Source organism: Acetobacter sp. DmW_125128, from assembly GCF_008704325.1.
Taxonomy (GTDB): domain Bacteria; phylum Pseudomonadota; class Alphaproteobacteria; order Acetobacterales; family Acetobacteraceae; genus Acetobacter; species Acetobacter oryzifermentans.
Genome location: NZ_VHOP01000037.1, coordinates 51,478 through 75,666, shown reverse-complemented (window position 1 = coordinate 75,666; position 24,189 = coordinate 51,478). Strand labels below are relative to the sequence as shown.

The window sequence follows — 24,189 nt, the reverse complement described above, 5'->3', positions numbered from 1 at the left end:
ACAGGCACAGGCACAGGCACAGGCACAGGCACAGGCCAGCACGATTGCAGCCCGCACGCAACCGGCCACAGCCTCCTACACATCCCGCAAGGAAAACCTTACAACACCACCTGTTTTACAACTGCCCTAAAAACAGTTTGGGAACATGCAAAAAGCCCCTGCCAGTTTTGCACTGACAGGGGCTTTTTTAATGGGTAAAGCAGGCGAAAAAGCCTGCTCATACCACAGCAAAATCAGAGGGCAGACTGCGCCTTATCCAGCACCATGCTGCACAGCTTGGTTTTCAGCTCCCCCTTTAGGTTGGCCAAAGAGAACATCTGGTTATTGCCGGTTTGCAGCAGTCCCCGCTGGCCAGCTTCATACGCGCTGGAAGATGTTACGCCCGGCTTCTGTGTCAGGCTACCCAGAACGGACTGCGCCGTGGAAGAACCCTGTTGAAGCACATTGTTCTGCACACAATACCCAAGAATACCGGCCAGATTGCCTGTGCTGGCAGAAGAAAGGCTTGGCAGCATGCTGGATGCCATGCTTGCGCCTTGGCTTTCCACGCCGCTTTCTGCACCAGACAGGGCACTTTTACCAATAGAGCCCAGTCCACCACCAAAACCCTGTGCATGCACAGCCGGAGCAGCAACAACACCAGCAGCCATAGCCAGCATCAGGAATGTTTTTTTATTCAGCATGGAAAATATCCAGTTCTCGATAATCATGCCGCGTCCTTCATCCGCAGATCAGCATGATCTGTTCGATCAGAAAGCGCGTTCTGATACTTAGCATTGCCCTCAAACATGGCAAAAACCCGTATCAAACCCGACAAAAATCAGCCTTGCCACGTGTCCGGCTGCTGCCACCACTGTTCGGAGGGCATAACAAAATCCGCTCCGCTGGCGCTCAACACTGCCAGATCAGCCGGTATTTGTGCCTGCGCCACCACAGGCAGTTCCATCATTAAAGACCACCAGCGTGTAAGTGCTGAAACAGTTTCAAGCGAAGCGCCATCTTCTGCGCCAAAGCAGATATAATCTGCGCCATCTTCACCAGCGCACATGGCGGCATCTCGGCTTTCTCCAACAGCAACACCAAGCTGGAGATCCGGCCCGATAATGCGCCGCACATCCTTTACAGAAGCCGCCGTATAGGAAGGAGAAAGGTGCACGCCATCGCACCCGGTTTCCTGTGCAAGGGTCGGGGCATTTTCTAGCATCAGGGCAATATCACGCGCCTGAATGACCGGCTTAAGAAGTAATACAGCCTGCCGGGCTGCCGCCACAGGCATATCCACCAGCCGCAGCAATAAGGCTGCGGGCTGGTGGGTAGCTAAACCTGCTTCAAGAACAGGTAAAAAAGTCTGTGCATCAGACACAGCAGGCGTGACAAGATAAAGATCAGACATAGTGTTCCTTATCTCATGCCCGCTGCGCAGATACTATGGCTGTTTCAGCCTTTGAAAATGGTGGTGATTTTGTCCAGCAGAGCCAGAGCTTCCGCCTTCGGACGCTGGAACACGTTACGACCGATAATGGAACCGAAGCCGCCACCATCCTGAATACCCTGAATGGTCTGCAACAGTTCATCCGTGCTGGTATGTGCACCACCAGAGAAGATTACGATACGGCGGCCCGCAAAGCAGGACTGCACCACATGCTGCACGCGGGCAGCCAGGGTGGCAACGTCAATCTTGTTCTGCTCATACACTGGTTTGTTGGCATCCAGTGCAACAACTTCAGTCGGCGGCTTTACCTTGATAATGTGCGCACCCGTCAGCGCAGCCATATGTGCGGCGTAGGCGCAAACATCCACTGCGGTTTCAGCTTTTTTGTCCAGCACAGGGCCACGTGGGTAGCTCCATACAATAACGGCCAAGCCAGCAGCCTTAGCTTCTGCGGCCAGTTCGCGCAGTTCTTCCATCTGCTCGAAGCAGTATTCGGAGCCCGGATAGATGGTGAAACCAATAGCAGAGCAACCCAGACGCAGGGCATCAGACACGGTGCCCGTTACCGCCTGATCTTTTTCCGTTGCAAGGCTGTTAGAGCTGTTGCACTTCAGAATCAGCGGAATTTCGCCAGCATATGTTGCGGCGCCACATTCCAGCATGCCCAGCGGCGCTGCATAGCCGCTTAGGCCTGCTTCAATCGCCAGTTCAAAGTGATAATGCGGATCATACGCTGCCGGGTTAGCTGCAAAAGAACGGGCCGGGCCATGCTCAAACCCCTGATCAACCGGCAAAATCACCAGCTTGCCTGTGCCACCCAGCTTACCTGCGTTGAGCAGCCGCGCCAGATTCATCTTGGTGCCGGGATTATCGCTCTCGTACTGGTCGAGAATAGCCTTAACCTTGGGGGTAAGTGTCATGGGTAACAATCCTTTTTTTGCCTTGTGTCCGGCAGTTTATTTTCCGGATCTGAGGATTGGCAATAACCGTCGGTGAAATACCCGACAAGAGAAGACGTGTGACATAATGATGGTATAAGGTGAAATGATGGCGGGCGGGCGCTCAATAGCATGCCAAATTCCTGCGTATAAACTGCCTTTATCGCATTAAACTGGGCAGCAGATGCTTGCAACACAGCATGTTTTTGGCCCATGCGCACAGCACCCAACGCATAAGCTGCGCTGCCACCGCAATCCAGCGCATGCCAAAATGCAAGGCCTGTCGAATCCTCCAGCGCTGCAATAAGTGCCAACCACCACCCTGCCCCCATAAACCCAGCCGCACCTGGGGCAGAAAGAAAGCCAAAGCGTGCGCTTGCGCCCTCTATCATGCCCTCTACCTTACGCGCAGCACGATAGGCAGCCATGCCAGATTCGTATCCATCAATCGTAAATAACTTGTCTGGCGGCAGTTTTGGTAAGAAAAATGAAGCGTTTTTGGTTAGCATGCTTGACGCCATCGCGTTTGCGGGTGATTCCTGAGCACAGTTGACAAAAACAAGAATGCAGGATCAAGCCGTGGAGCCGTCTTTGCCCCAGACTGACGAACACGCTGGTAAACAGCACCCGGCCACACAGCCACCGGCTGGGCAAGACCCCATAGCCCGGCTGGATCGTGCCTTGCAACGCATTTCCTTTGCTGTTGAAAAAGGGCTGCAACAGCAAACCCGCACGGGCACAGAAAAACAGGAACTGGTGGCCAATGTAGATGCCCTTCTCTCCCGCGTGCGAGATGCGCTGGAACGGGCAGAAAAGCCATCTTCCCTTACCTTTTACCACCCGGCAGAACACGAACAGGGAAACTGATACAGCATGGCACTTGTTTCGGTTCGGATTAACGGCCACAGCTATACGGTAGGGTGCGATAACGGGCAGGAACGCCACGTTCAGGCCATGGCCCAGCAGGTAGAACGCCGCGTGCAGCGCGTGCGTGACATGGGCTTTAGCGGAGATGCCCGGGTACTGGTTCTGGCCGCCCTTTTAATGGCGGATGAAATACAGGATCTTTCTGGCAGCCGCGTGCCAGATGCCACCATACAGGCTGCAAAAGATGCCGAACGCCTGCGGGCGGAGCAGGCCCTTACAGCCGGTCGCTTAGCAGATTTGGCCGAACGTGCGGAATCTCTTGCAGCAGAGCTTGAGCACGCCTACATAGATGAGGCGGGGCTGCCCAACGCGTGAGGCAAGTCATCCCCTGGGCCGATAAGCACTTCCTAGGGAGCTGGCTCTGTTGTGGCCCTGGTCACATTACCCGGCGCCCACCTGCACTCGCAGGTCCTGGAGGTTGAAAGACCCACGGTTCATGGTGGCTCCGCACACTCCCCCCCCACAAGGTGATCCGCCTGCTGTGGCCGCGCGCAAAAAAGAACTGCGCCAACACTGCATGGCCACGCTAAAAGCGCGTGATGAAGCGCTGGATAGCGGTATCCTTACCCACCTGCATACACTTCTGCGCCCCCTGTTGCCCGCTGTTGTTGCCGGCGTGTGGCCCCTACCGCATGAAGTAAATCTATGCCCGCTGTGCCACATATTGGTGGATACAGGCGCAACCATTGTGCTGCCTGAAACACCACCACGCGGGCAGCCCCTTATTTTTCGGCGCTGGACGCCCCATGCCCCCATGATGCAAGGCCGTTTTGGCACTGAGTTTCCTGATGGCCCGGTTCTGCAACCCACCATTATATTGGTGCCCTTGCTGGGGTTTGACCGCACAGGCAACCGGCTAGGATATGGTGGCGGATATTATGATCGCACTTTGGCCGCCCTGCCCGATGCACGCAGCATTGGGTATGCGCCATCTTGCCAAGAATTAGACAGCCTTCCTGCTGGCCCGTATGACAGGCCGCTTTCCTGTATTGTGACTGAAAAGGAGATTCTCCATTTTGACTAACAACAAACACAGGAAACCTCTGGCGTGAGACTCCTTTTTCTGGGTGATATTGTTGGCCGCACTGGCCGCGAAGCCGTTTTAAGCCGCCTGCCTGCCTTGCGTGAAAAATTGGCGCTGGATCTGGTTGTGGTCAATGCCGAAAACGCCAGCCACGGCTTTGGCCTTTCCCCCGCCATTGCCACATCCTTGCTGCAAGGCGGCGTAGATGTGCTTACCCTTGGCAACCATGCGTGGGATCGGCGTGATCTGATCGGGCATATTACCTCCGAACCTCGCATTGTGCGCCCGCTCAACTATCCCCCCGGTACACCCGGCCAAGGCAGTGTGGTGGTAGAACTAGCAGATGGCCGCAAAGCTCTTGTGGTCAACGTGATGGGCCGCCTGTTCATGGACCCGCTGGATGATCCCTTCCGGTGCATGAATGAACTGCTCAACAAGCATCGCCTTGGCACCACCATACAAGCGGCCATTGTGGATGTGCATGCAGAAGCCACGAGCGAAAAATGGGCAATGGGTCATATGCTGGATGGCCGTGTATCTTTGGTTGTGGGTACGCACACACATACCCCCACAGCAGACCATAGGATTCTGGCCGCTGGCACGGCGTTTCAGACAGATGCTGGGATGTGCGGAGATTACGACAGCGTTATTGGCATGACCAAGGAACCCGCGGTTACCCGTTTTGTACGCAAAATGCCGGGTGAACGCCTACAACCTGCAGAAGGCGAAGCCACAATATGCGGAATTATGGTGGAAACAGAAGATGCCACGGGCCTTGCCCGCCGTGTGGCTCCCCTCCGCCAAGGTGGCTTGCTGGCCCAGACACTGCCTGATTTCTAAATCAGGCTACGTGTTTCCAGCACGGCTTTACGCGTCGTGATGCTTCAAGACGGCCACTGCTTGCTGCGTTGCAATCGTAAGGGGCTGCGGCAACGCATCCAGAGCAAACCATTCCAGCCCATTATGTTTATGTGGCTCGCAGATATGGGGCTGCCCCGTGTACTGCTGCACCCTGTAAACGGGGGCAACCCAGTGCGTGCCTGCTGCTGGATCAATTTGATCCACCACGCAAAGCAACGCACCTAACTGCACATTTAAGCCGGTTTCTTCTTGCACTTCGCGGATAACGGCAGCCGGTACGGTTTCAAACGGATCTACCTTGCCGCCCGGCAACCCCCAGCAACCTGCTTCTGGCTGCTTGAGGCGACGCAGCAGCAAAATATGGCCTGCATTATTTACAATAGCAGCGCCACACCCTACTGCGGGTGAGGTTGGTGGTGCACTCACCACACCAATCTTTTAATAGCCGCAACCGGGGCCAAACCTACGGCCTTGGCTTCTTCTTTTGCCAACTGGATGTCATCCCCGATCATTTCCTGATGGATGCCCCCCAAAATCCACAGCCCGGCAACGCCCACAGCAGAAGCACCACGCATATCGGTAGCCAGTGCATCACCAATGGCCAGAATACGCGGGCGTGCCACATTCAGCATCTCAAAAACAGGCTCGTACACACGGGGGTATGGTTTACCTATCCAGCTGACCTTGCCACCTTGTTCCGCGTAAAATGCTGCCAGAGCCCCAGCACAAATCTGCCGCTTGCCACCTTTTACCACCACCATATCCGGGTTGGCGCACACCATTGGCAGGCCACGTTCCAGACAAGCACGCAGTTCTGGCAGATATGGATCCAGTGATCCCACGCCGCGCTCGGCATCTGGCCCGGTGTTCATAATAAAATCGGCATCCGCAGGCTGTGCTACGCGTTGCACGTCCAGCCCGTTGTACAGACCCAGATCATGTGTGCCGCCAATATGCAGCACTTTCTGCCCCAAATTGGCAAACCACGGGTCTGTCCGGGCTTTTAACAAACGGCGCGTTTCTTCACCACTTGTCATCACCCCGTCATGCAGTTCACGCGAAATACCAAAGGCTTCAAGCTGCGCACATACGACATCTGCCGGACGCGGCGCATTGGAAAGCATGACAATTTTTTTGCCTGATGCACGCAGGGCCTGCAAACACTCTACGGCACCGGGATATGGTTGCACACCATCATGCACTGTGCCCCATAGATCTATAATGTAGCCATCGTACTGGTCTGCCAGCGCGGCAAGGCCTGTAATCTGCTGCATATCTTCTACAGTTTGCTGCGCTATCATAAATCTTTGCCCCGAATATCATCCAACGTTTCAATGCCCTGCTCACGCATGATGTGCTGCATCTCACGCTTCAGCCGCTCTACTAGTGCGGGGCCTTCATAAGCAAACGCTGTGTAAACCTGCACCAGATCAGCCCCAAGGCGGATTCGGGTAAGAATGTCTTCTCCGCTTTCAATACCGCCACAAGCTATCAGTGCCAGACGGCCTGCCGCAGCCTGCGCAACCAGACGCAGCATTTCCGTAGCACGCGGTTTAAGCGGACGGCCAGAAAGCCCCCCAGCTTCTGTGCGATACGAACTTTGCAGAGAATCGGGGCGCGCCAGTGTGGTGTTGGTGACAATCAGCCCCTGCGCACCACCGGCTACAGCGGCTTCTACAATGGGGCCAATGGCATCATTTTCCAGATCCGGCGCCAGCTTAATCAACAGCGGTGGCCGTTCTGCATGACGGGATGAAATGGCATCCAGAATCCCACGCAGGCGGGCAGCATCCTGCAAGCCACGCAAGCCCGGCGTATTAGGAGAAGAGACATTTAGCACAATGTAATTAACGTAGGGCTTAACGCGCGCCACCAGTTCTGGGTAATCGCGCTCCGGGTCGGCACCGGTTTTGTTAATACCGATATTGGCGCCTACAGGCACCCCGGCCCCACCGCCACGGCCAGATGGCAACGGGCGGGACAGACGCGCCAGACGCACGGCAAACTTATCAATACCCTGATTATTAAAGCCCATACGGTTAATAACCGCCCGATCTTCCGTAAGGCGGAAAAGCCGAGGCTTGGGGTTACCCGCCTGCGGGCGTGGCGTAACAGTTCCAGCTTCTACAAACCCGAATCCCAACTGTGCCAGAGGGCGCAGAACACGGGCGTTCTTATCAAACCCGGCAGCAATGCCAATGGGGTTGGAAAACCGCATACCCAGCACACGTGTAGCTAGGGCAGGATCATCCTTGGGCCGCTTTATGGGCACGGATACACCCAGTGTTAGGGCATCCAAGGCCAGTTCATGGGCCTGTTCCGGATCTAACCGGCGCAGGAATGGGAGAGAGAGTGAGGCAAGCACAGACATGCCTTGTGTACTGCCTCATGCCCAGCCTCAAGAAAAGCAGAAAAAACAGAGCCACCACAGAAGCGTGAGAAAAGTTGATGCATTTTTATCTTGATAATGAGAATTATTCTCATCTAAAGAGAGTTATCGCACACATGCCACACAAAGGATGAAGGCATCTGCCTTTAGGAATGCGCCATGACACGTTCACCTGTTTACCTGACGGATCTTGCCTGCAGCGAACGGCTGACACTTTGGACCATTCGCCGCCTTGCAGGAATACAAACAAACCCGCACACGCCCACAGCCGGGCCATCGGGCGGCCTGTTTCTGCCCTGCTTTAGACGGGAATTTTTGGCTGTTGCACAAACCTTTCATGATGCCCTGACAGATATGGCCGCACTGGAAATGCCTGCACTGGATATTCGGGTAGGCTGCGCTCTTTCTGTTACCAGCACAGAGTATCGCCTTTTGTTGGCAACAGAAGCAGCACAGAATGAACGCAATGCAGATATGGAAGACCTGCTTAAACCGCTTGTGCCATTTGCTGGCCTGCGTACACGCCTTGCTTCTGCCATTACAACGCTAGGAGCCTGTCTTGCTGGGGCAGGATACTGGCTCTCTCATAGTTCCAGCCGTGTTGTCCCTACCAAGGCATCGGAACGTCCATCTGCTTATGGGGCCTACCCAGCCACAGCGGCACTTTCCCTTGCACGCTGGCATGATCTGGATATGCAGCCCAAGCAAATTGTGGCACATTGGCAGGATCGTGCCACCTCAAAATACCAGTATTCACAAGGGTTTCCGGTATCTTAAACAACATCATAATTTTCTACGGGGAGGCGTGGCTCCAATATCAGGAAGCGCTTTCCCCTTTCATTTTAAAATTGAGACCTTCTGCTTTGGTTAAAAAGATCCTGATTTTCTGGTTTGCAAACCCGACACGCAGAATTTTAAGCTAGATTTGTTTTCTTTTTGTTCCCTTTTGCGCTGCCTTCTGCTACCATACACGGGTGATGACAGCCGTTGTACGCCGCATTATCCATATTGATATGGATGCTTTTTATGCATCTGTTGAGCAACGAGACAATCCAGCGCTTAAAGGCCAACCTGTAGCGGTAGGCCGATGCCAGGAACGCGGTGTGGTTGCCGCCGCCAGTTATGAAGCCCGAAAATTTGGCGTGCGTTCGGCCATGCCTTCGGTGCAGGCACAGCGCAAATGCCCGCACCTGATTTTTGTGCCGCCACGTTTTGATGTTTATCGTGCAGTTTCTGCCCAAATTCACGCCATTTTTGCGCGTTACACCCCCCTTATTCAGCCTCTTTCGTTAGATGAAGCCTATTTGGATGTAACAAATCCGCTGCTTCTCCGCCCCTCTGCCACAGCAATTGCAGAAGAAATACGCGCGGCCATTTTGCATGAAACAGGGCTTACGGCCTCGGCAGGAGTGTCTTACAATAAGTTTCTGGCCAAGCTGGCCTCAGATTACCGAAAACCCAATGGTCAATTTGTTATTCCGCCCAACCGTGGGGAAGCATTTGTAGCCAATCTGCCCGTAAACGCTTTTCATGGCGTGGGGCCAGCTACGGCCCAGCGAATGCATACACTCGGCATTCATACAGGTGCAGATTTACGTCGTTTTTCATTAAATATTTTACGCCAGCATTTTGGTAAGGCGGCTGCTTTTTATTATGGCATCGCCCGTGGCAAAGATGATCGGCCAGTAGAACCAAACAGGCCGCGCAAATCACTCGGCAAGGAAATAACGTTCGCGCAGGATTTGCGCACCTCAGCCGAATTACACGCGACTCTGCATGAACTGGCCGCAAAAGTGTGGGCGGGCTGCCAAAAACGTAACCTGACAGGTCGTACGATCACCCTGAAACTGCGCTATACAGACTTCAACCAATGCACGCGCAGCCTCTCTTTGGCCGATCCGGTGCAAGATCAAGAAATTCTAGCCGAGATGGCGTGCCGGTTACTTGCGCCATTGCTGCCTGTACGTGCCCCAGTAAGACTTTTAGGTATTACACTTTCCACTCTTTTAAGCCCGCAAGATCAGGAAGCCACAACGCAACTTTCTTTACTTTCATAGATAATAAATAAATAACATTTTTATCCCAAACAACAGCACTTATGCTTATATTATTTCAATACCAAAACAAAATATTTGCGCTTCTTCTTTCCTGATATTCATATAAATTCTGTATATTCCTTATGCGTTTCAGCTTCATTCTTATACACTATTCATATTTAATTGCGATTATTTAACGGTTCCATCTTTACAACCTGCAAAATCCAATGCACCCGATACCAATCGGTTTTGACATAATTTTGTAATCAAGGTTAACGAGATGACGGCTTCCCCCACCTCAGATGGGCATACACCTGCCAATGCAGGCGCACGCACTGAAGATGGATACCACCGTGGTTTGGGTAAGCGTCAGATCCAAATGATCTCTCTGGGTGGGGCTATTGGCACAGGGCTGTTTTTGGGGGCTGGATCTCGCCTTCAAGCCGTTGGCCCATCTCTTGCCTTGGTTTATCTGGTGTGTGGTGTTTTTGCTTTTCTGATGCTGCGTGCATTAGGTGAGCTTGTGATGTACCGCCCCACCAGTGGCAGCTTTGTTTCCTACACACAGGAGTTTTTAGGCCCCAAAGCCTCTTATATTGCAGGCACCATGGCCTTTTTTAACTGGGCTGTAACAGGCATTGTGGATATTACAGCCGTGGCGCTTTACATGCGTTTTTGGCCTGTTTTTTCCAGTGTACCACAATGGCTTTTTGCCCTGCTGGCCCTTGTGCTGATAACCGGCATGAACCTAACCGGCGTAAAATGGTTTGGTGAGCTGGAATTCTGGCTTTCCTTGGTTAAAGTGATGGCCTTAGGCGGATTCCTGGTCATCGCGCTGGTTATTCTGGCCTTGCGCTACCCCGTAGATGGGCACGCAACCGGGCTACATCTGATTACCGAAAACGGCGGCTTGTTCCCGCACGGCTTTTTACCTGCACTGGTATTGGTGCAAGGTGTTGTATTTGCCTATGCCAGTATTGAGCTGATTGGCACGGCTGCGGGGGAATGCGAGGATGTTAAATCCGTTTTACCGCAGGCCATTAACAACGTTATCTGGCGTATTGCCATTTTTTACGTGGGCACCATTACGCTGCTTGTGCTGCTGCTGCCGTGGAACACGTATCAGGCAGGAGTTAGCCCTTTTGTCACCTTCCTTTCCAAGCTGGGCGTACCGGGCATAGACAGTGTGATGAACGTTGTGGTGCTGACCGCAGCGCTCTCCAGCTTAAACTCTGGCCTTTATTCTACCGGGCGCGTGCTACGTGCACTGGCGCTAGATGGCGCAGCCCCGCGTTATTTGGCCCGCATGAACAAACAGGCTGTACCTTCTGCAGCCATTCTTTCTACTGTGGCTATTTATCTTGTGGGCGTGGTGCTGAATTACTTCATCCCCAGCCAGATTTTTGAAATCATGCTCAGTCTGGCCTCTCTGGGTATTCTCAGCACGTGGTGTTTTATTGTGCTGTGCCAGATTCAACTGCGCAAAAAAATTCGCCGTGGAGAAATTGCCCCTACCTCTTTTCCGATGCCGGGCGCGCCATTTACCTCGTGGCTGGCTCTCGCCTTCTTTATTGGCATCGTTGGGCTGATGGCGTTTGATTACCCAACCGGAACGGCAACAATATGCGCCATTCCCCTGCTGGCTTTGGCACTGGCATGGGGCTGGCACCGCATTCGCTCCGTTCCGCAACATAACGCCGTGCCACAAACCGTTCCTTCCGTTGTGTTGACGGAAGATTTTTTGGTTCCCCATGAAGGGTCAGACAGATCATGATTCAGGCAGCCAGTGTATTTTCCTCCCTCCAGGTACGTGCAGGCGTTAAGTGTTGCCCTGTTGTTTGTCGCTCTTTGGTAGGCACATTGCTGCTTTCTGTCGGCCTTTCCGCAGCACATGCTGCAGATACAGGCAATAGTGCTGCGGCGGGATCTCAAGCTCCGGGGGAGGCGCGCCCGCAATGGTATACAGGATCTCTCGTTTCGCCTTCTGGCGCGCTTTCCAAGGCAGGTGTGTTCGCGTGGGAACCTTACGTCAGCTATAATCTGCCTGTGGGATATCTGGATGCAAACGGCAACAGCCATCCGCTGCATCCACGCCAGCAATCTGTTTCCAATTTTACGCTCTACAAATACTCCATTACGGATTCCATCAGTATTCAGGTTACTCCCACGATCAGTTATTTGTGGAAGAAGAAATCTGGTACAAGTAGCGGGCTCAAATTCGGAGATCTGCCAGTTGATTTAATGTGGCGTTATCTAGATGCAGATCCTGCACGCTATATTCCGGCTCTGAGTGTATTTGCTGGGGTTGGTTTTCCCACAGGTAATTATCAGAGGCTGGGCCGAGCAGAAGATGGTGTTGGATCTGGCGTTTATACATTCCGCTTAGCCTTTACGGAGCAATCCACTTACACACTGCCGGGCCAGCATGAACTGCGCCTGCGTATGTGGGGAACCTTCCGCCGTGCGCTTACAACCGCCCATCTGCATAACGTCAGCAGTTACGGCACAGAGGTTGGCTTCCGCGGCACAGCGCAACCCGGCATGTACGGAGAAAGCGGGTTTTCTCTGGAATTTGGCATAAACCAGAAATGGGTTTTGGCCATGGATCTGGCGCGAGATTGGGCAGATGGGTCTCACATTAAAGGCCGTACCCCAACAAGCGGCAAAATAGAACGGATAGACCGCATTAACAGCTCTTCAGGAGACTGGCTGATAGCCCCTGCTGTTGAATACAACTGGTCCCCTCGTTTTGGGGTTATTGCGGGGGTTTCAACCTATTTTGCAGGCCACAATACCGGGTTTTCGGTTTCACCACAGGTGGCATTTAATAGTGTGTTTTAACCGTTGCGAATTGAAAATAAAAAAGAGCGGAGTTTCCTCCGCTCTTTTTTATACCACAGTATTTGGAAAATCTGATTATTTCACCAGTTCTGGATGACGGAACTCCATCACCAATTCCAGATCATAATGTGCAGCCAATGCTTCTGTTGCTGTGCGCGAAGAATTATGCACACGATAACGACACAGAATTTCTGGCAGGTATCCGGGTTCTAGCCCTGCATCAATAAATTTCAACCAGAAATCATAATCTTCCCAGCCTTCTTCAATATGAGAGAAGCCGCCAACCTTTTCCCATGCGCTTTTACGAATAAGCGCCATCACATCCACATAGTTATTCTTGCGCATGCGTGCGGCATCCCAGATATCGGCATGGCCAATACCTTTGCGGTCTCCAAACTCTTCAATCTGGGTATAAACTGCCGGGAATTTGCCTTGCAAAAGAGCCGTGTAGATTTTTTCCAGCGCCGTTGGGTAAATGGTATTATCAGCATCGATAATAAACACATACTCAGACTGCGCATATTCAAACGCCATATTGCGCGAAAATGATGGCCCCTGATTACGCGGGTTGGTCAAACACTGCAGGCTGTAAAAACGCTGCTTGTTTTCCTCCATCCATTCCGCGATCACATCAACGGAATCATCCCGCTGGGAGCAGTCATCAACAACCACAATTTCCAGATCAGCATGCGTTTGATCTGCAATGCTATCCAGACATTCTTCAATAACAGAAGCATAATTGAAGTTGGTAACGCAGACCGTAATCAGGTTTTTAGGCTTCCGGGATTTTTTCTTATAGGAAAAAACAACTTCCGGGCTGGGGTCCCATGGCTTGATAACGCTCATTTCACAGTGCTCCACACAGCAGAAATATAGTTTTTGAGATCGATATTCTTGGAGTTGAATATTTTCTCATCTTGCAGAAGATCAAAAATATTCTGCTGAATTCTGGCAGCTTCTTTTTGCCCATCTTCAGTCTGGGTTAACCATTCTACCAGATTGGGCATATGCCGCGGCGTTTCAGCCAAGAAATGCTCACCTTCCTTATACAGCGGATGAGGGAAGCATTCTTCTGTTACAACAATGGTGCCGGAAGCCATGCCTTGTTTGACAATCCGGTGCCATTCAAAAAAGCAGTTATCATCGCGATGAATATTCAACGCCACCTTGGAATTTTCTGCAACATAGCGCGGGAGGCGTGAAAGGATATCGTAAACCCCGGAGGACGGAATAGGCCCTTCTGCCTTACGATAATAAAAGAAGGACTGATAGTTAGAGAAGAAGGCCGCTGACCGCGAAAAGAATTTTTCGCGCTTGCGAGAGGCATTCCCAAAAAAGCTGACATCAATAGCGCGTTCGGCAATTGGCCGGAATGGGGTAGAACCTGTTTTAGCCCCTTCCGGCAAAATGCGCACCAACGGATGCTTTTTATCTGCATCAGTAAGCTTGCAAGCTTCTATTTTTACCGGCGGATCAAAGTGGAATACTGGCAGCCCAACATCGGAAAAGGATTTAAGATTCTGATAACACAGATCCATCACCCCGGCTGACATGAGAATGTACAGAATCCCACGCGTGAACCAGAGTGTCTGGGGTTGCTCTGTATTAAACATGATAGATTTTCTAATAATCTCATCACGTTTCCAGATTTCGTTTCCATCCAAGAAGAAGAATTCGTGCGGAGCACAGAAAATGCAAAGTTCAGGCGTATCTTCTTCTGGTGTTTTTTCAGTAAGAACCTTGGCATTCAGGCCAGCATTACACAGATATTCACTGAGGCACTCTGCCAATTCCTGAATAAAGGAATTGCCTTCGGAATGGTAGAATACCCCAATCGTTTTAGGGAAATTCTTGCCGTAAACCTTATCAGTGATTTTATAATTAACGTCGTGCTTACACTCATTGCCCAAAAAGCGAACAATTGAGCGTTTGGAAAAAATTTCTCGCCCTTCACCAATACCGTAAAGTAATGCGTGGCGTGCTGTTGGCATACTTGCGGATGAAACATCGCTGTTCATACGCACGTAATCATCTTCGTTAAAAAACGGGTATTTCTTTAATCTATTTAGAGCATTCGTAATGGAAACATACGAATATTCCTGCAAAAGACCTTTTTCAAAGAAAAACAGATGATCATTATTTCTAATATAATGCGCGAATGGGTTTTCATTTTTCCCAATAACATTTTTATAAAGATTATAATATATTTCTGTATTGAAATTATCATTAGGATTACGGTTTTCATGTACACCGTAAAGAACATAATGTATAATTGGATCAAGACCAGATTTTTTTACATCAGGATTTTCTTCAAGATAAAATTCACTATCGAATTTTCCCGAATCAATTATTGATTTTATATCTTTTTTATTCCAGGCGGTCAAACTTACCATTGCATTTTCCGTTTGAATGCTATCACTATTTACAGGTACTTATACCAAATATAAATTTTTATGCTGAAAAACACAACAGTTAACTATTCCTCTACATAAATTTATCATACTTATCTACGCTTTTCCTAATCTCCTTCCTTCGATTAATTGCTTGAAAATACTTTCTTTCAACTCGTCGGAAGATTATAATAATGTTAATCATGTAATATGAATTGAATTTTTATAATCTCTCAATGAGGCTCCATTCTCTTGCACCTCTCTTGTTAAACAAGTCATCTCTCCACTGCCAACCCAAACAAAATAAAAGCTATATTGGCGGAGTTCTTTATGCCTACAACAACAAAAAATAATTCTCCTCTTGCATCTCCGGATTTTCTATTCCCTACAGATCTCCAGAAAACAGAGCGCAAAATTAATCGCGTTCTTCTTGTTGGCTCCTGTTTAACTTCCTTATATCTAGAAGCCTTTAAGGGATATTATCCATGTATAAATTTTGATTACATTCCTTACAATTTTGTAAGCATTTTACCAAAATCTCCGCCCGCACCAGCAGATCAGTATGATCTACAATACGTGCAAATCCCACTACGCACCGTTTTAAGTGACCGTGTGGTAGAAGGCTTTCAACTGAATGATCCGGCTTTTGCAGAAAGTATCCTGCACGATGCATTCAACACGCTGGATGTCATGCTGGATGCCGCACTACTTTACAACCGCGAACATGGATTACTGACATTTGTCTCTAATTTCATAGTTCCGCAAATGAGCACAGCTTCCAGCATACTCTCACAAGGTACAGAAACAGATCTCACCTACATGGTAAGACGCCTGAACATGTATCTGGCCCAGAAAATTTCCAGTTATAAAAATGCTTATGTGCTGGATGTTGATTCTGTTGTGTCCTCTTTAGGCAAACGTTATGTGCTGGATGATATTATTTACTTCCATACCCATGGCGGCCTATCTTTTCAGGATTGGGATGATTTCGGTGCGATTGAGCGCAATGAGCCTATTCCTGCACTGGAAACCATTTATCCCATTCATCGGGAAGAATTTGTTAAAACCATTTTTCGCCAGATTGTTGCAGCCTACCGCACTGTGCATCAGGTAGATCAAGTCAAGGCCGTTATTTTTGACCTGGACAATACCTTGTGGCGCGGCCAGATAGCAGAACATTATCGGCCAGAAGTGCAGCCTTGGCCACGCACAGATGGCTGGCCTGTGGGTTTGTGGGAAGCTGTTCATACCTTACGCGCACGTGGCATTCTGGTGGCTATCTGCTCCAAGAATGATGAAGCCTATGTGCGCGAACGATGGGATGACATTATCAACCCGCAGTTTATCAAACTGGAAGATTTTGCCTCTGTCAAAATCAACTGGGTTCCGAAACCAGAAAACATTGCTGCTATCTGTCAGGAGTTCAATATCAAGCCTAAAAGCGTTGTGTTTGTAGATGATAATCCTGTAGAACGCGCTTCTGTTAACACGGCTTTTCCTGAAATTCGCACAATTGGCGGTAACCCGTATCTCACACGCCGCATCCTTTTATGGGCACCCGAAACACAGGTTGCTCGTCTCACGCAGGAATCCGCCAAGCGAGAAACCATGATCCGAGGACAGATTGCCCGTGAGGAAACACGCGCCAGCCTGAACCGTGAAGAATTTCTGGCATCCTTGGAATGTACGGTTTCCCTCACCTACATCACAGATACAGAGCAACCGGAACTGGCCCGCGCACTAGAGCTTACAAACAAGACCAATCAGTTCAACACTTCTGGCACACGCTGGACATTTCAGGAACTCTCTCGCTTTCTAAGTGAAGGCGGAGAGATAATTGTTGCAACTGTTCAGGACAAATTCACCAATTACGGATTGGTAAGTGTGCTTTACCTGCGCAATAATGAAATTGTGCAGTTTGTTATGAGCTGCCGCGTTTTGGGCATGGAAGTTGAAAAAAGCATTGTTGCTGATGTTGTCAGCCATGTTCGGGAAAAACATGGAAATGTCCGTATAACAGCTTCTATCCATAACCTTCCGGATAATACGCCATGCCGTAATATTTATAAAGATTGTGGTTTCCGGGAAGATTGGGTTTCAGAAAACATTCACTATTACATTCTGGATGAGACGAAAGACGTAGAGTTCCCATCTCACATAGAAGTTGTAGAAGAAGTCTGACGCTTTTATTAAAACAGCATAAATAAAAAAGGGGCGTATGGTTTTAACACCCATACGCCCCTTTTTAAACTTTAAGAGCCTCCTAGCGCAAAGGCCGCCCTTCCTGAAAACCATAACAAATATAATGGATGAAAGGCCCCGGCCCAAACCCTGCAACATCAGGATTTACACGTAGATAGGAAAGGCTATCAAACAGCGCGTTAGGGTTTCTACCTTCCTTAGCACCATAATCCAGAAAATGTTCAAGCGGATCTACGCCCGCCTCACGAATATCTGGGTAAGCATTAAGGTACCACTGACTATCAAAGAAGATAGCCGCCCGACGTTCTTTTTCAGCTTCTTGTTCCACAATACCCGCCTGAGACTGAAGTGCCAATGCAATTTGTTCTGCCGCTGGAGCCGGTGTTGGCTCTGCTACAGGAGCTATTTCAACTTGTTCTGTAACCTGAGGCTCCGCTACTGGTTCATGTGTCTCTAACACTGCGGGAGCCGCAACCTTTTTACGTGCCACTTTTACACGAGAAGAACGAACCTTACCAACAGGCTTTTTTTCACCAGACACCGCAATACCCCCTCGTGATCTTTTGCATATCAAGAACTTCAGCACGTAAATGATTTTCTGACAGACCTAATACAAGCATAACTATTTTTCTGTCCAGAAAATACTGACACCAAATTCCCTCGTAATATTGTTAACTTCTAGACACGAGAAAAACAAACACGATTTACAATGTATCCGTAAAATGCACAGAAAGAACCTTTCTTAAAACATTTACGAATACATGTAATCCATTACCAAGTAGGCGTAGGCCCCTTTACAATAACCGCAAGGTCATCTGGCCTGATCCACTTACGGAATGCGGCCTGTACTTCTGCACCCGTTGCCTTGTAATAAACTTTTGCGCCCCGATCCGCATTATCAAGCGGCAAACCCAGATCTTCCAAATAAAGATACTGCGCAGCAATTCGGGCCAAACTCGCTCTGGCAAGCGGCAAGCTCCGCAGAAGTGAAGCCTTGGCCAAAGAAAGCTCTTCTGCTGTAGGTGGTGCAGACTGCATGGCTTTCAGGTCTTTCATGACAACATTCCGCGCTTTACCAACCTTATCCGGGTCTGCACCATAATTAACAGTATAGGCCCCGCGCGTACGTCCCCAATCAAAGGAACTGCTTACAGAATAAACATAACCTGTTTTCACCCGCATATCTCTATACAGACGCGAGGAGAACAGACCGCCCCCCAGCACTTCATTGCCCAACTGCAGCAGGAAATGATCAGGATTTTGTGCCGTTAGCCCCAGTGTTTCCGCCAACACAACATCATTCTGCACGCTGCTCTTATCAGGCACCGTTGCGCGTGATGTTTTGCTAAGTGGCACGGTAGGCAAATTCACATCAGGTGCCGGGCCTTCGGCTTTCCAACCACCAAAAGCTTTTTCTAATACCACCTGTGCTTTTTCGGGCGTGATATCACCTGTTACAACAATAGTTGTCAGATCCGGGCGCCACGCATTTTGGTAATAATGCAGCACATCATCACGGGTTATGCTCATAATAGATTCAGGCGTAGCATCACGCTGTGTCGGATCTGTTTCCGGCAGAATGGCAGCCTTGATAGCTTTATCAAACAAATGCCCGGGAGATACCAGTTCCCCAGCCTGAGCTTGTGCCAACTGCGTGCGCACAACCGTAAAATCTTTTTCAGGGAATGCTGGATGCAGTTCATTTTCAGCAAGCAGATCCACGCCCTTTTCAAAATCAGGCGTAAGAACTTGTAAGGAGAAATTGCCCCCGGCATCTTCCCATGCTGGCACATCATCAAGCGCTTTCTGGAAAGCCAGACGATCATGCTGCGTTGTACCATAGGAGAACAGAGCTTCCGTTAAACTATGCACGCCCTCCTTGCCTTTGGGCTCCTGCAATTCGGGCGTCTGGCGGATTTGACCAGAAAGCTGAATGGTGTGGCTGACATGAGAAGGCCAGACAATCAGCTTGATACCGTTAGATAATGTGCTAACCGCAGGGAGTGGTGTCGGTTTAGGTTCTTCCAGTTGGGCCAGAGCTTTTTCGGCCCATTGCGGCAATTTTACTGGCTTATCCGGGGTGCTTGCAAAAGATTCTGCCCCTCCAAACCCTTTACCAGAAACTGCCTTGCCTGATGCTTCCGGGGTAAGAATGGCAGACACAGCATGTGCTGGATCAAGCAGTTTTGCAGCCAGATCATTTACTGCCTTTGGCGTAACAGCCTGATAAGCAGCCACCAGATCACCCGGGCTATCTAGGTTCTGAAATGCCAATGCGTTAGACCAGATAGATGCCAGACCACTTACAGAATTGGCAGAAAACTGAAGCTGGGCAATTTCTTTCTGCTTTGCGGCTTCAACCAATTCTGCTGGCACGCCTTCCTTACGGATTTTTTCCAACACAGCTTTCATAGCGTTCATGGGGCCAGAAGCATCTGTGCCTTTAGGAAAAGCCGCAAGCGCCAAACCAAAACCAGCTTCTTTTTTAGGAGCGTATTCAAACCCTGCGTATAACGCCTTGCCCTGCGGTACCAGATCATACAGGGCACCACGCTGGCTGGAGAGCACATCTGAGAGAATATCAGCCGTTGCAAAATCTGCTGAAGAACTGCCCGCCATGGGGAATGCAAGTGTGGCAAACCCAACAGGATAATCTGTAGAAAGTGTGAGTGTTTTAGCTGGCGGCGCAGCGGGGGCTATCTTGTGGCGCTGCGGCAGATCCTTACGCGGGATATCGGCAAATGTATCCTGTACCAGCTGCAAGGTAGAAACAGGGTTAATATCCCCCACAATCACCAGCACGGCATTATTGGGGCCATACCATTTTTGGTAAAAATCTTTCAGATCCGCCGCCGTGGTTTTATCAAAGGATGGCCGCGTGCCCAATGCATCGTGTTCGTAAGGCGTGCCTGCAAACAAAATACCCTGCAACTGTTCCAGATACCGATAGGCGGGGCTTGAAAGATCACGCGCAACTTCCTGCTCAATCGCGCCACGTTCTTTTTCCCAATCCGCTTCAGACAGGGTTAAGCCATTCATGCGCAGGGCTTCAATTTTAAGCAGAACAGGTAAATCCTGTGCCTGCGCTGTATAGAAATACTGCGTGACATCTTCTGTTGTATCTGCGTTGTAACTGCCGCCCAAACGCGTGCCTATAGCTGCAAGCTGGTCTTTATCCAGCCCTTTGCTGCCACGGAACATCATATGTTCCAACGCATGCGCCGTACCCGGAAACCCATCTGGCACTTCTGCCGAGCCAACAAGATAATTAATTTCTGTGGTCACAACCGGGGCCAGCCGGTTAGGCACAATAACAACCTTAAGGCCATTAGGAAGCGTTGCACGCACAACCTGTGCACTGCTCAGGCTAGGAGGCACAAGAGCGGACGGCATACCCGGTGCGGCATCCTGAGCATGAGCCGATGTGGGAGAAAGAGCAGTTCCCCCTAACAGGGCCAGCGTTATAGCCAGCAGTGAAAAATGTGTGCGGGCAGCAGACGGCTTGCGAAAAATCATTCAGGCTTCCTGTTCATGCAGAAACAGATCAAAAAAGAAAAGTTACTGCCCCAACTGAGGCAAAGGCAACTTTTTAACCAATGCAGAAAGTTTATGCCGCCGCAGTTCAGACCGGGCGCGTGCATCTTCTGTCATGTAATTTAATTGGATAGTATAGCGCTGCCCCACAAACTGCTTATGCCCATGCCATGTTGTTGGGCCGTTAGGGAAAATCAGCAAAGTGCCATCTACGGGCGGTACTTCCTTGGCGTAATCCTCTATATCATGCGGGCCACGCAAAAGGCGCAAACAGCCTTCCTGCCGTTCCCATGCCTCCCCCACCCCTGATGGATTAAGATACAGCAAAATGGTTACACGCTTGGCCAATGAATCCGTATGGATACGGCCATCTTTTTCTCGCGTGCGCCCACGAATGGTCAGCATGGAAGGTGCATGATCGAGATTGAGGTGAAATTTTTCCGCCACAATTGCCTTTAACCGTGGGCCTTCCAGTTCTTCCACCAAATGTTCCATAAGGGGAGAAAGCTGCAAGGAATCTGGTGGAAAAGACCCCCCAGACACAATATGCGGCCGATGCGCAAACAAACGTCCCAGATCTTCTGAACGGATAAAATGCGGCACCACCACATGCGGGAAAGGATCAGGTGCAACAGAAGCCTGTTCCAGTGCTGTATAATCCGGCTGGATAAAAGGATCTGACGTTGTCATGCCGTAATGTCCGCACAAATAAGGGTTTGCTATGCGGACGGTAGAAGGGTTAAGCGGCAGAAACAAGGCCTGCCGCAATATGGGTGTTATTTCCGCTTTTTCCGCCTAGCTGCCGGATCATATCCACCCCCGCCCGGCCCCAGTGGCCGTGGCACCTTATCTTTTTTAGGTTTGCGGCCACTTGTCTGAGCTTTTCCTGCTGTTGAGGCCGCTACCGGAGGCGGTTCCAGCCCAAGCTGCAAGGCTTCCAACCGCTGAATTTCATCTCGTAACCGTGCCGCAGTTTCAAACTCCAGCTCTGCCGCGGCAGAACGCATACGCTTTTCCAACCCGGCAATAGCGGCCCCTAGATCCTGCCCCACAAACTCTGCCACGCCCGTATCTTCATCCGGCGCAATGGTAACGTAATCCTGTTCGAACACAGAAGACACAATATCACTAATATGCTTGCGCACACTTTGTGGCGTAATGCCGTGCTCTGTATTCCACGCCATCTGTTTTTCGCGCCTGCGGGCTGTTTCCTCTACTGCGTATGTCAGAGAATCCGTCATTTTATCTGCATACAGCAAAACCCGGCCCTCTACATTTCGGGCCGCACGGCCAATAGTCTGGATAAGAGATGTGCGGGAACGCAAGAACCCTTCCTTATCTGCATCCAGAATAGCTACCAGCGCACACTCTGGAATATCCAAACCTTCTCGCAGCAAGTTAATACCGATGAGAACATCAAATGCCCCCATGCGCAGGTCTCGGATAATTTCTATCCGTTCCAGTGTATCTACATCGGAATGCAGATACCTTACCCGAATACCAGCTTCATTCATGTAATCGGTTAAGTCTTCCGCCATGCGTTTAGTAAGCGTTGTCACCAACACACGGCCACCTTTGGCAATGGTGGTACGACATTCTGCCAACAGATCATCCACCTGATGTTCTACAGGCCGAATAATTGTAATGGGGTCCACCAACCCGGTTGGGCGAATAACCTGTTCAGCAAACACGCCACCTGTGCGTTCCATTTCCCATGGGCCGGGTGTGGCACTTACAAAAAGGCTTTGTGGGCGAAACTTGTCCCATTCCGCAAAATTCAAAGGCCGGTTATCCAGGCAGGAAGGAAGCCGGAAACCAAACTCTGCCAGCACGGATTTGCGCGCATGGTCTCCGCGTTCCATGCCGCCAATCTGCGGCACTGTTACGTGGCTTTCATCTACAATCAGCAGCGCATCTTCAGGCAGATATTCAAACAGGGTTGGCGGCGGATCACCCGGTTTGCGACCAGAAAGATAGCGGGAGTAGTTTTCGATCCCCTTACACACCCCTGTTGTTTCCAGCATTTCCAGATCAAAAGTGGTGCGTTGATCCAGCCGTTCTGCTTCCAGCAACTTACCGGCCTTTGTAAACACATCAAGCTGTTCGCGCAGTTCCTGCTTGATGCCCTTAATGGCCTGATTCAACGTCGGACGTGGTGTAACGTAGTGGCTGTTTGCGTAAATTGTAATTTCCTGCAGATCAGCCGTTTTTTCACCTGTTAGCGGGTCAAATTCTATCAACCCGTCAACTTCATCGCCAAACAGAGAAACACGCCAGGCCCTGTCTTCATTCTGCACGGGAAAAATGTCTATTGTTTCACCACGCACCCGGAATGTACCGCGTGCAAATGCGGCATCGTTCCGACGGTACTGTAATTCAACAAGGCTTTTTATAAGCTTATCCCGGTCTATCTCTCCGCCCAGCTCCAGCTTTACCACCATGCGGGAATAGGTTTCTACAGACCCAATACCGTAAATGCAGGAAACAGAAGCCACGATAATTACATCGTTCCGCTCCAGCAGCGCCTGCGTAGCCGCATGGCGCATACGGTCAATCTGTTCGTTTATCTGGCTGTCTTTTTCAATATACGTATCAGAACGCGGCACATAGGCTTCTGGCTGATAGTAATCGTAATAACTTACAAAATATTCCACAGCATTATTAGGGAAAAACTGCTTCATTTCTCCATAAAGCTGGGCAGCTAATGTTTTGTTGGGCGCAAGAATAAGTGTGGGTTTTTGCGTGGCCTCAATAATCTTGGCCATGGAAAAGGTTTTACCCGAACCCGTAACCCCTAGCAGAACCTGATCACGCTCTCCAGCTTCTACCCCGGCCACAAGTTCACGAATAGCCTGCGGCTGATCCCCTGCCGGTTCGTATTCTGACACCACTTCCATACGCTTGAGGCGTGGACGAGGAGCCTGCTTTTCCGGCTCGAACAGAACGGGGGGAAGACTGGCCGCACGCTCGCTTAATGAAGGGCGCTTTTTGCCACGTGCCGCAGAGGAGGAGGTTTTGGAAGCCATTGCTCAAACATGGGCTGCCGCAACCCCTTGCGCAAGATATGAAAACACACAGGCCGTTACAAAACAGCCCTAACGCACCACATGAAACAGAATGCGGGAAAGCGGAGTATGAGAAAGCACAATCACCACCAGCCCCAGCCCGATGCCAACACGCCCGCCGATATAGGTACACGCCTGAGAAAGCTCATCCCGGCTGGCCATATCCATAAACGGATCAAGCCCTTTATAATCAGCCAGTGCACGCATGCTCCGATAGCGAGAAAACGCATCTGCCCCTAATCCGGCACGGCTAAACTGCTGGGCGCTGTAGTTATCCAGATCTTCCTTACGAAACTGAATGGCCCCTGCGCGCTGAGAAACAGATTTGGGCCCACCCCCGAGCATTTCCAAAAATCTGAGCCTTCGGGCAGGAATACCCAAATATTCCGCAGCCTCTGCCCGCCCCAATACCTGCTGAAGCGGAAACATACAGACTGTCGCCTGCTCAGGCTCGGCCTGATAAGGAGGGTGCGGCTCTTTCATAACTTAACAGAGTGCGAAAAAAGCCACATCTGAGTCAATGCGTATGGGCCACCGCCAGCCTTGCGGG

Annotated in this window: 22 protein-coding genes, 1 other RNA gene and 1 pseudogene; 10 read left to right on the top strand and 14 right to left on the bottom strand. The window is 50.5% G+C overall.

The features are described 5' to 3' along the window. Nucleotides 1-233: 233 nt before the first annotated feature. The 4 genes from FKW19_RS11510 to FKW19_RS11495 all read right to left on the bottom strand — a co-directional run bounded on the left by FKW19_RS11510 (nucleotide 234) and on the right by FKW19_RS11495 (nucleotide 2,879). Nucleotides 234-659, bottom strand: a complete 426-nt coding sequence (locus FKW19_RS11510; RefSeq protein WP_170315332.1) for a DUF2501 domain-containing protein — start codon at nucleotides 657-659, stop codon at nucleotides 234-236. Between the two features lie 161 nt (nucleotides 660-820). Beyond that, on the bottom strand, nucleotides 821-1,393 hold the full coding sequence (locus FKW19_RS11505; protein WP_089178450.1) for a thiamine phosphate synthase: 573 nt from the start codon (nucleotides 1,391-1,393) through the stop codon (nucleotides 821-823). Nucleotides 1,394-1,437: 44 nt separating this feature from the next. Further along, entirely contained in the window at nucleotides 1,438-2,352 is a 915-nt protein-coding gene (locus FKW19_RS11500; RefSeq protein ID WP_035352834.1) for a class I fructose-bisphosphate aldolase, read from the bottom strand. Next, nucleotides 2,349-2,879 (bottom strand): hypothetical protein, encoded by a 531-nt coding sequence (locus FKW19_RS11495; RefSeq protein WP_089178449.1) that lies wholly within the window; start codon nucleotides 2,877-2,879, stop codon nucleotides 2,349-2,351. The genes FKW19_RS11500 and FKW19_RS11495 overlap by 4 nt, the downstream gene beginning before the upstream one ends. Before the next feature lie 55 nt (nucleotides 2,880-2,934). Between FKW19_RS11495 and FKW19_RS11490 the strand changes: the two genes are divergently transcribed. The 5 genes and pseudogenes from FKW19_RS11490 to FKW19_RS11470 all read left to right on the top strand — a co-directional run bounded on the left by FKW19_RS11490 (nucleotide 2,935) and on the right by FKW19_RS11470 (nucleotide 5,161). Beyond that, a complete protein-coding gene (locus FKW19_RS11490) occupies nucleotides 2,935-3,237 on the top strand; it encodes a hypothetical protein (protein ID WP_035352829.1) in 303 nt (100 codons plus the stop codon). A gap of 6 nt (nucleotides 3,238-3,243) precedes the next feature. Further along, nucleotides 3,244-3,576 (top strand): annotated as a pseudogene (locus FKW19_RS11485) (cell division protein ZapA); the annotation flags it as partial. 15 nt (nucleotides 3,577-3,591) lie between these two features. After that, nucleotides 3,592-3,747, top strand: a non-coding RNA gene (ssrS, locus tag FKW19_RS11480) — 6S RNA. Further along, nucleotides 3,734-4,321, top strand: a complete 588-nt coding sequence (locus FKW19_RS11475) for a 5-formyltetrahydrofolate cyclo-ligase (protein ID WP_089178448.1) — start codon at nucleotides 3,734-3,736, stop codon at nucleotides 4,319-4,321. Before ssrS ends, FKW19_RS11475 begins: the two co-directional genes overlap by 14 nt. A 24-nt stretch (nucleotides 4,322-4,345) precedes the next feature. Beyond that, nucleotides 4,346-5,161, top strand: coding sequence for a TIGR00282 family metallophosphoesterase (locus tag FKW19_RS11470; RefSeq protein ID WP_070323831.1), 816 nt, complete (start codon nucleotides 4,346-4,348; stop codon nucleotides 5,159-5,161). Nucleotides 5,162-5,188: 27 nt separating this feature from the next. Here FKW19_RS11470 and FKW19_RS11465 read toward each other — a convergent pair whose 3' ends face one another. From FKW19_RS11465 to FKW19_RS11455, 3 genes are read right to left on the bottom strand one after another with little or no spacing between them, the layout of a single operon-like run. Beyond that, complete coding sequence (locus FKW19_RS11465; RefSeq protein WP_193561057.1) at nucleotides 5,189-5,611, bottom strand: NUDIX domain-containing protein; 423 nt, start codon at nucleotides 5,609-5,611, stop codon at nucleotides 5,189-5,191. Continuing rightward, on the bottom strand, nucleotides 5,605-6,483 hold the full coding sequence (locus FKW19_RS11460) for a TIGR01459 family HAD-type hydrolase (protein ID WP_089178446.1): 879 nt from the start codon (nucleotides 6,481-6,483) through the stop codon (nucleotides 5,605-5,607). The genes FKW19_RS11465 and FKW19_RS11460 overlap by 7 nt, the downstream gene beginning before the upstream one ends. Further along, nucleotides 6,480-7,553: a quinone-dependent dihydroorotate dehydrogenase gene (locus tag FKW19_RS11455; protein ID WP_089178445.1), complete on the bottom strand. Its 1,074-nt coding sequence runs from the start codon at nucleotides 7,551-7,553 to the stop codon at nucleotides 6,480-6,482. The genes FKW19_RS11460 and FKW19_RS11455 overlap by 4 nt, the downstream gene beginning before the upstream one ends. Before the next feature lie 177 nt (nucleotides 7,554-7,730). Here FKW19_RS11455 and FKW19_RS11450 point away from each other — a divergent pair, with 177 nt between their 5' ends. From FKW19_RS11450 to FKW19_RS11435, 4 genes are all read left to right on the top strand, one after another. Continuing rightward, nucleotides 7,731-8,348 (top strand): hypothetical protein, encoded by a 618-nt coding sequence (locus FKW19_RS11450; RefSeq protein WP_006116815.1) that lies wholly within the window; start codon nucleotides 7,731-7,733, stop codon nucleotides 8,346-8,348. 200 nt (nucleotides 8,349-8,548) lie between these two features. Continuing rightward, nucleotides 8,549-9,628, top strand: coding sequence for a DNA polymerase IV (dinB, locus tag FKW19_RS11445; protein ID WP_089178444.1), 1,080 nt, complete (start codon nucleotides 8,549-8,551; stop codon nucleotides 9,626-9,628). Between the two features lie 259 nt (nucleotides 9,629-9,887). Further along, entirely contained in the window at nucleotides 9,888-11,381 is a 1,494-nt protein-coding gene (locus tag FKW19_RS11440) for an amino acid permease (RefSeq protein WP_089178443.1), read from the top strand. Then, nucleotides 11,378-12,448 (top strand): hypothetical protein, encoded by a 1,071-nt coding sequence (locus tag FKW19_RS11435; protein ID WP_089178442.1) that lies wholly within the window; start codon nucleotides 11,378-11,380, stop codon nucleotides 12,446-12,448. Before FKW19_RS11440 ends, FKW19_RS11435 begins: the two co-directional genes overlap by 4 nt. Nucleotides 12,449-12,523: 75 nt before the next feature. On the opposite strand, the gene FKW19_RS11430 is transcribed toward FKW19_RS11435, so the two are convergent. Beyond that, entirely contained in the window at nucleotides 12,524-13,294 is a 771-nt protein-coding gene (locus FKW19_RS11430; RefSeq protein WP_063353383.1) for a glycosyltransferase family A protein, read from the bottom strand. Then, the gene (locus tag FKW19_RS11425) at nucleotides 13,291-14,841 is read right to left on the bottom strand and encodes a hypothetical protein (RefSeq protein WP_063353382.1); all 1,551 of its coding nucleotides are present in this window, start codon (nucleotides 14,839-14,841) and stop codon (nucleotides 13,291-13,293) included. The genes FKW19_RS11430 and FKW19_RS11425 overlap by 4 nt, the downstream gene beginning before the upstream one ends. Nucleotides 14,842-15,168: 327 nt before the next feature. Here FKW19_RS11425 and FKW19_RS11420 point away from each other — a divergent pair, with 327 nt between their 5' ends. After that, nucleotides 15,169-17,019, top strand: a complete 1,851-nt coding sequence (locus tag FKW19_RS11420; protein WP_089178441.1) for an HAD family hydrolase — start codon at nucleotides 15,169-15,171, stop codon at nucleotides 17,017-17,019. A gap of 82 nt (nucleotides 17,020-17,101) precedes the next feature. Here FKW19_RS11420 and FKW19_RS11415 read toward each other — a convergent pair whose 3' ends face one another. From FKW19_RS11415 to FKW19_RS11395, 5 genes are all read right to left on the bottom strand, one after another. Then, nucleotides 17,102-17,581 (bottom strand): hypothetical protein, encoded by a 480-nt coding sequence (locus FKW19_RS11415; protein ID WP_035352808.1) that lies wholly within the window; start codon nucleotides 17,579-17,581, stop codon nucleotides 17,102-17,104. Nucleotides 17,582-17,811: 230 nt separating this feature from the next. Next, nucleotides 17,812-20,556, bottom strand: a complete 2,745-nt coding sequence (locus FKW19_RS11410; protein ID WP_089178440.1) for a pitrilysin family protein — start codon at nucleotides 20,554-20,556, stop codon at nucleotides 17,812-17,814. 42 nt (nucleotides 20,557-20,598) lie between these two features. Beyond that, entirely contained in the window at nucleotides 20,599-21,264 is a 666-nt protein-coding gene (locus tag FKW19_RS11405; RefSeq protein WP_089178439.1) for a 2OG-Fe(II) oxygenase, read from the bottom strand. Nucleotides 21,265-21,350: 86 nt separating this feature from the next. Further along, nucleotides 21,351-23,600: an excinuclease ABC subunit UvrB gene (gene uvrB / locus FKW19_RS11400; RefSeq protein WP_006116807.1), complete on the bottom strand. Its 2,250-nt coding sequence runs from the start codon at nucleotides 23,598-23,600 to the stop codon at nucleotides 21,351-21,353. A 69-nt stretch (nucleotides 23,601-23,669) separates the two neighbouring features. Next, nucleotides 23,670-24,122, bottom strand: coding sequence for a hypothetical protein (locus FKW19_RS11395; protein ID WP_089178438.1), 453 nt, complete (start codon nucleotides 24,120-24,122; stop codon nucleotides 23,670-23,672). Nucleotides 24,123-24,189: the final 67 nt, after the last annotated feature.

Excerpts from the sequence above, each read along its gene's own strand:
- FKW19_RS11510 (WP_170315332.1), bottom strand. The coding sequence starts at position 659 with ATGCTGGCTATGGCTGCTGGTGTTGTTGCTGCTCCGGCTGTGCATGCA.
- FKW19_RS11505 (WP_089178450.1), bottom strand. The coding sequence starts at position 1,393 with ATGTCTGATCTTTATCTTGTCACGCCTGCTGTGTCTGATGCACAGACT.
- FKW19_RS11500 (WP_035352834.1), bottom strand. The coding sequence starts at position 2,352 with ATGACACTTACCCCCAAGGTTAAGGCTATTCTCGACCAGTACGAGAGC.
- FKW19_RS11495 (WP_089178449.1), bottom strand. The coding sequence starts at position 2,879 with ATGCTAACCAAAAACGCTTCATTTTTCTTACCAAAACTGCCGCCAGAC.
- FKW19_RS11490 (WP_035352829.1), top strand. The coding sequence starts at position 2,935 with ATGCAGGATCAAGCCGTGGAGCCGTCTTTGCCCCAGACTGACGAACAC.
- FKW19_RS11475 (WP_089178448.1), top strand. The coding sequence starts at position 3,734 with ATGGTGGCTCCGCACACTCCCCCCCCACAAGGTGATCCGCCTGCTGTG.
- FKW19_RS11460 (WP_089178446.1), bottom strand. The coding sequence starts at position 6,483 with ATGATAGCGCAGCAAACTGTAGAAGATATGCAGCAGATTACAGGCCTT.
- FKW19_RS11455 (WP_089178445.1), bottom strand. The coding sequence starts at position 7,553 with ATGTCTGTGCTTGCCTCACTCTCTCTCCCATTCCTGCGCCGGTTAGAT.
- FKW19_RS11450 (WP_006116815.1), top strand. The coding sequence starts at position 7,731 with ATGACACGTTCACCTGTTTACCTGACGGATCTTGCCTGCAGCGAACGG.
- dinB (WP_089178444.1), top strand. The coding sequence starts at position 8,549 with ATGACAGCCGTTGTACGCCGCATTATCCATATTGATATGGATGCTTTT.
- FKW19_RS11440 (WP_089178443.1), top strand. The coding sequence starts at position 9,888 with ATGACGGCTTCCCCCACCTCAGATGGGCATACACCTGCCAATGCAGGC.
- FKW19_RS11435 (WP_089178442.1), top strand. The coding sequence starts at position 11,378 with ATGATTCAGGCAGCCAGTGTATTTTCCTCCCTCCAGGTACGTGCAGGC.
- FKW19_RS11430 (WP_063353383.1), bottom strand. The coding sequence starts at position 13,294 with ATGAGCGTTATCAAGCCATGGGACCCCAGCCCGGAAGTTGTTTTTTCC.
- FKW19_RS11425 (WP_063353382.1), bottom strand. The coding sequence starts at position 14,841 with ATGGTAAGTTTGACCGCCTGGAATAAAAAAGATATAAAATCAATAATT.
- FKW19_RS11420 (WP_089178441.1), top strand. The coding sequence starts at position 15,169 with ATGCCTACAACAACAAAAAATAATTCTCCTCTTGCATCTCCGGATTTT.
- FKW19_RS11410 (WP_089178440.1), bottom strand. The coding sequence starts at position 20,556 with ATGATTTTTCGCAAGCCGTCTGCTGCCCGCACACATTTTTCACTGCTG.
- FKW19_RS11405 (WP_089178439.1), bottom strand. The coding sequence starts at position 21,264 with ATGACAACGTCAGATCCTTTTATCCAGCCGGATTATACAGCACTGGAA.
- uvrB (WP_006116807.1), bottom strand. The coding sequence starts at position 23,600 with ATGGCTTCCAAAACCTCCTCCTCTGCGGCACGTGGCAAAAAGCGCCCT.
- FKW19_RS11395 (WP_089178438.1), bottom strand. The coding sequence starts at position 24,122 with ATGAAAGAGCCGCACCCTCCTTATCAGGCCGAGCCTGAGCAGGCGACA.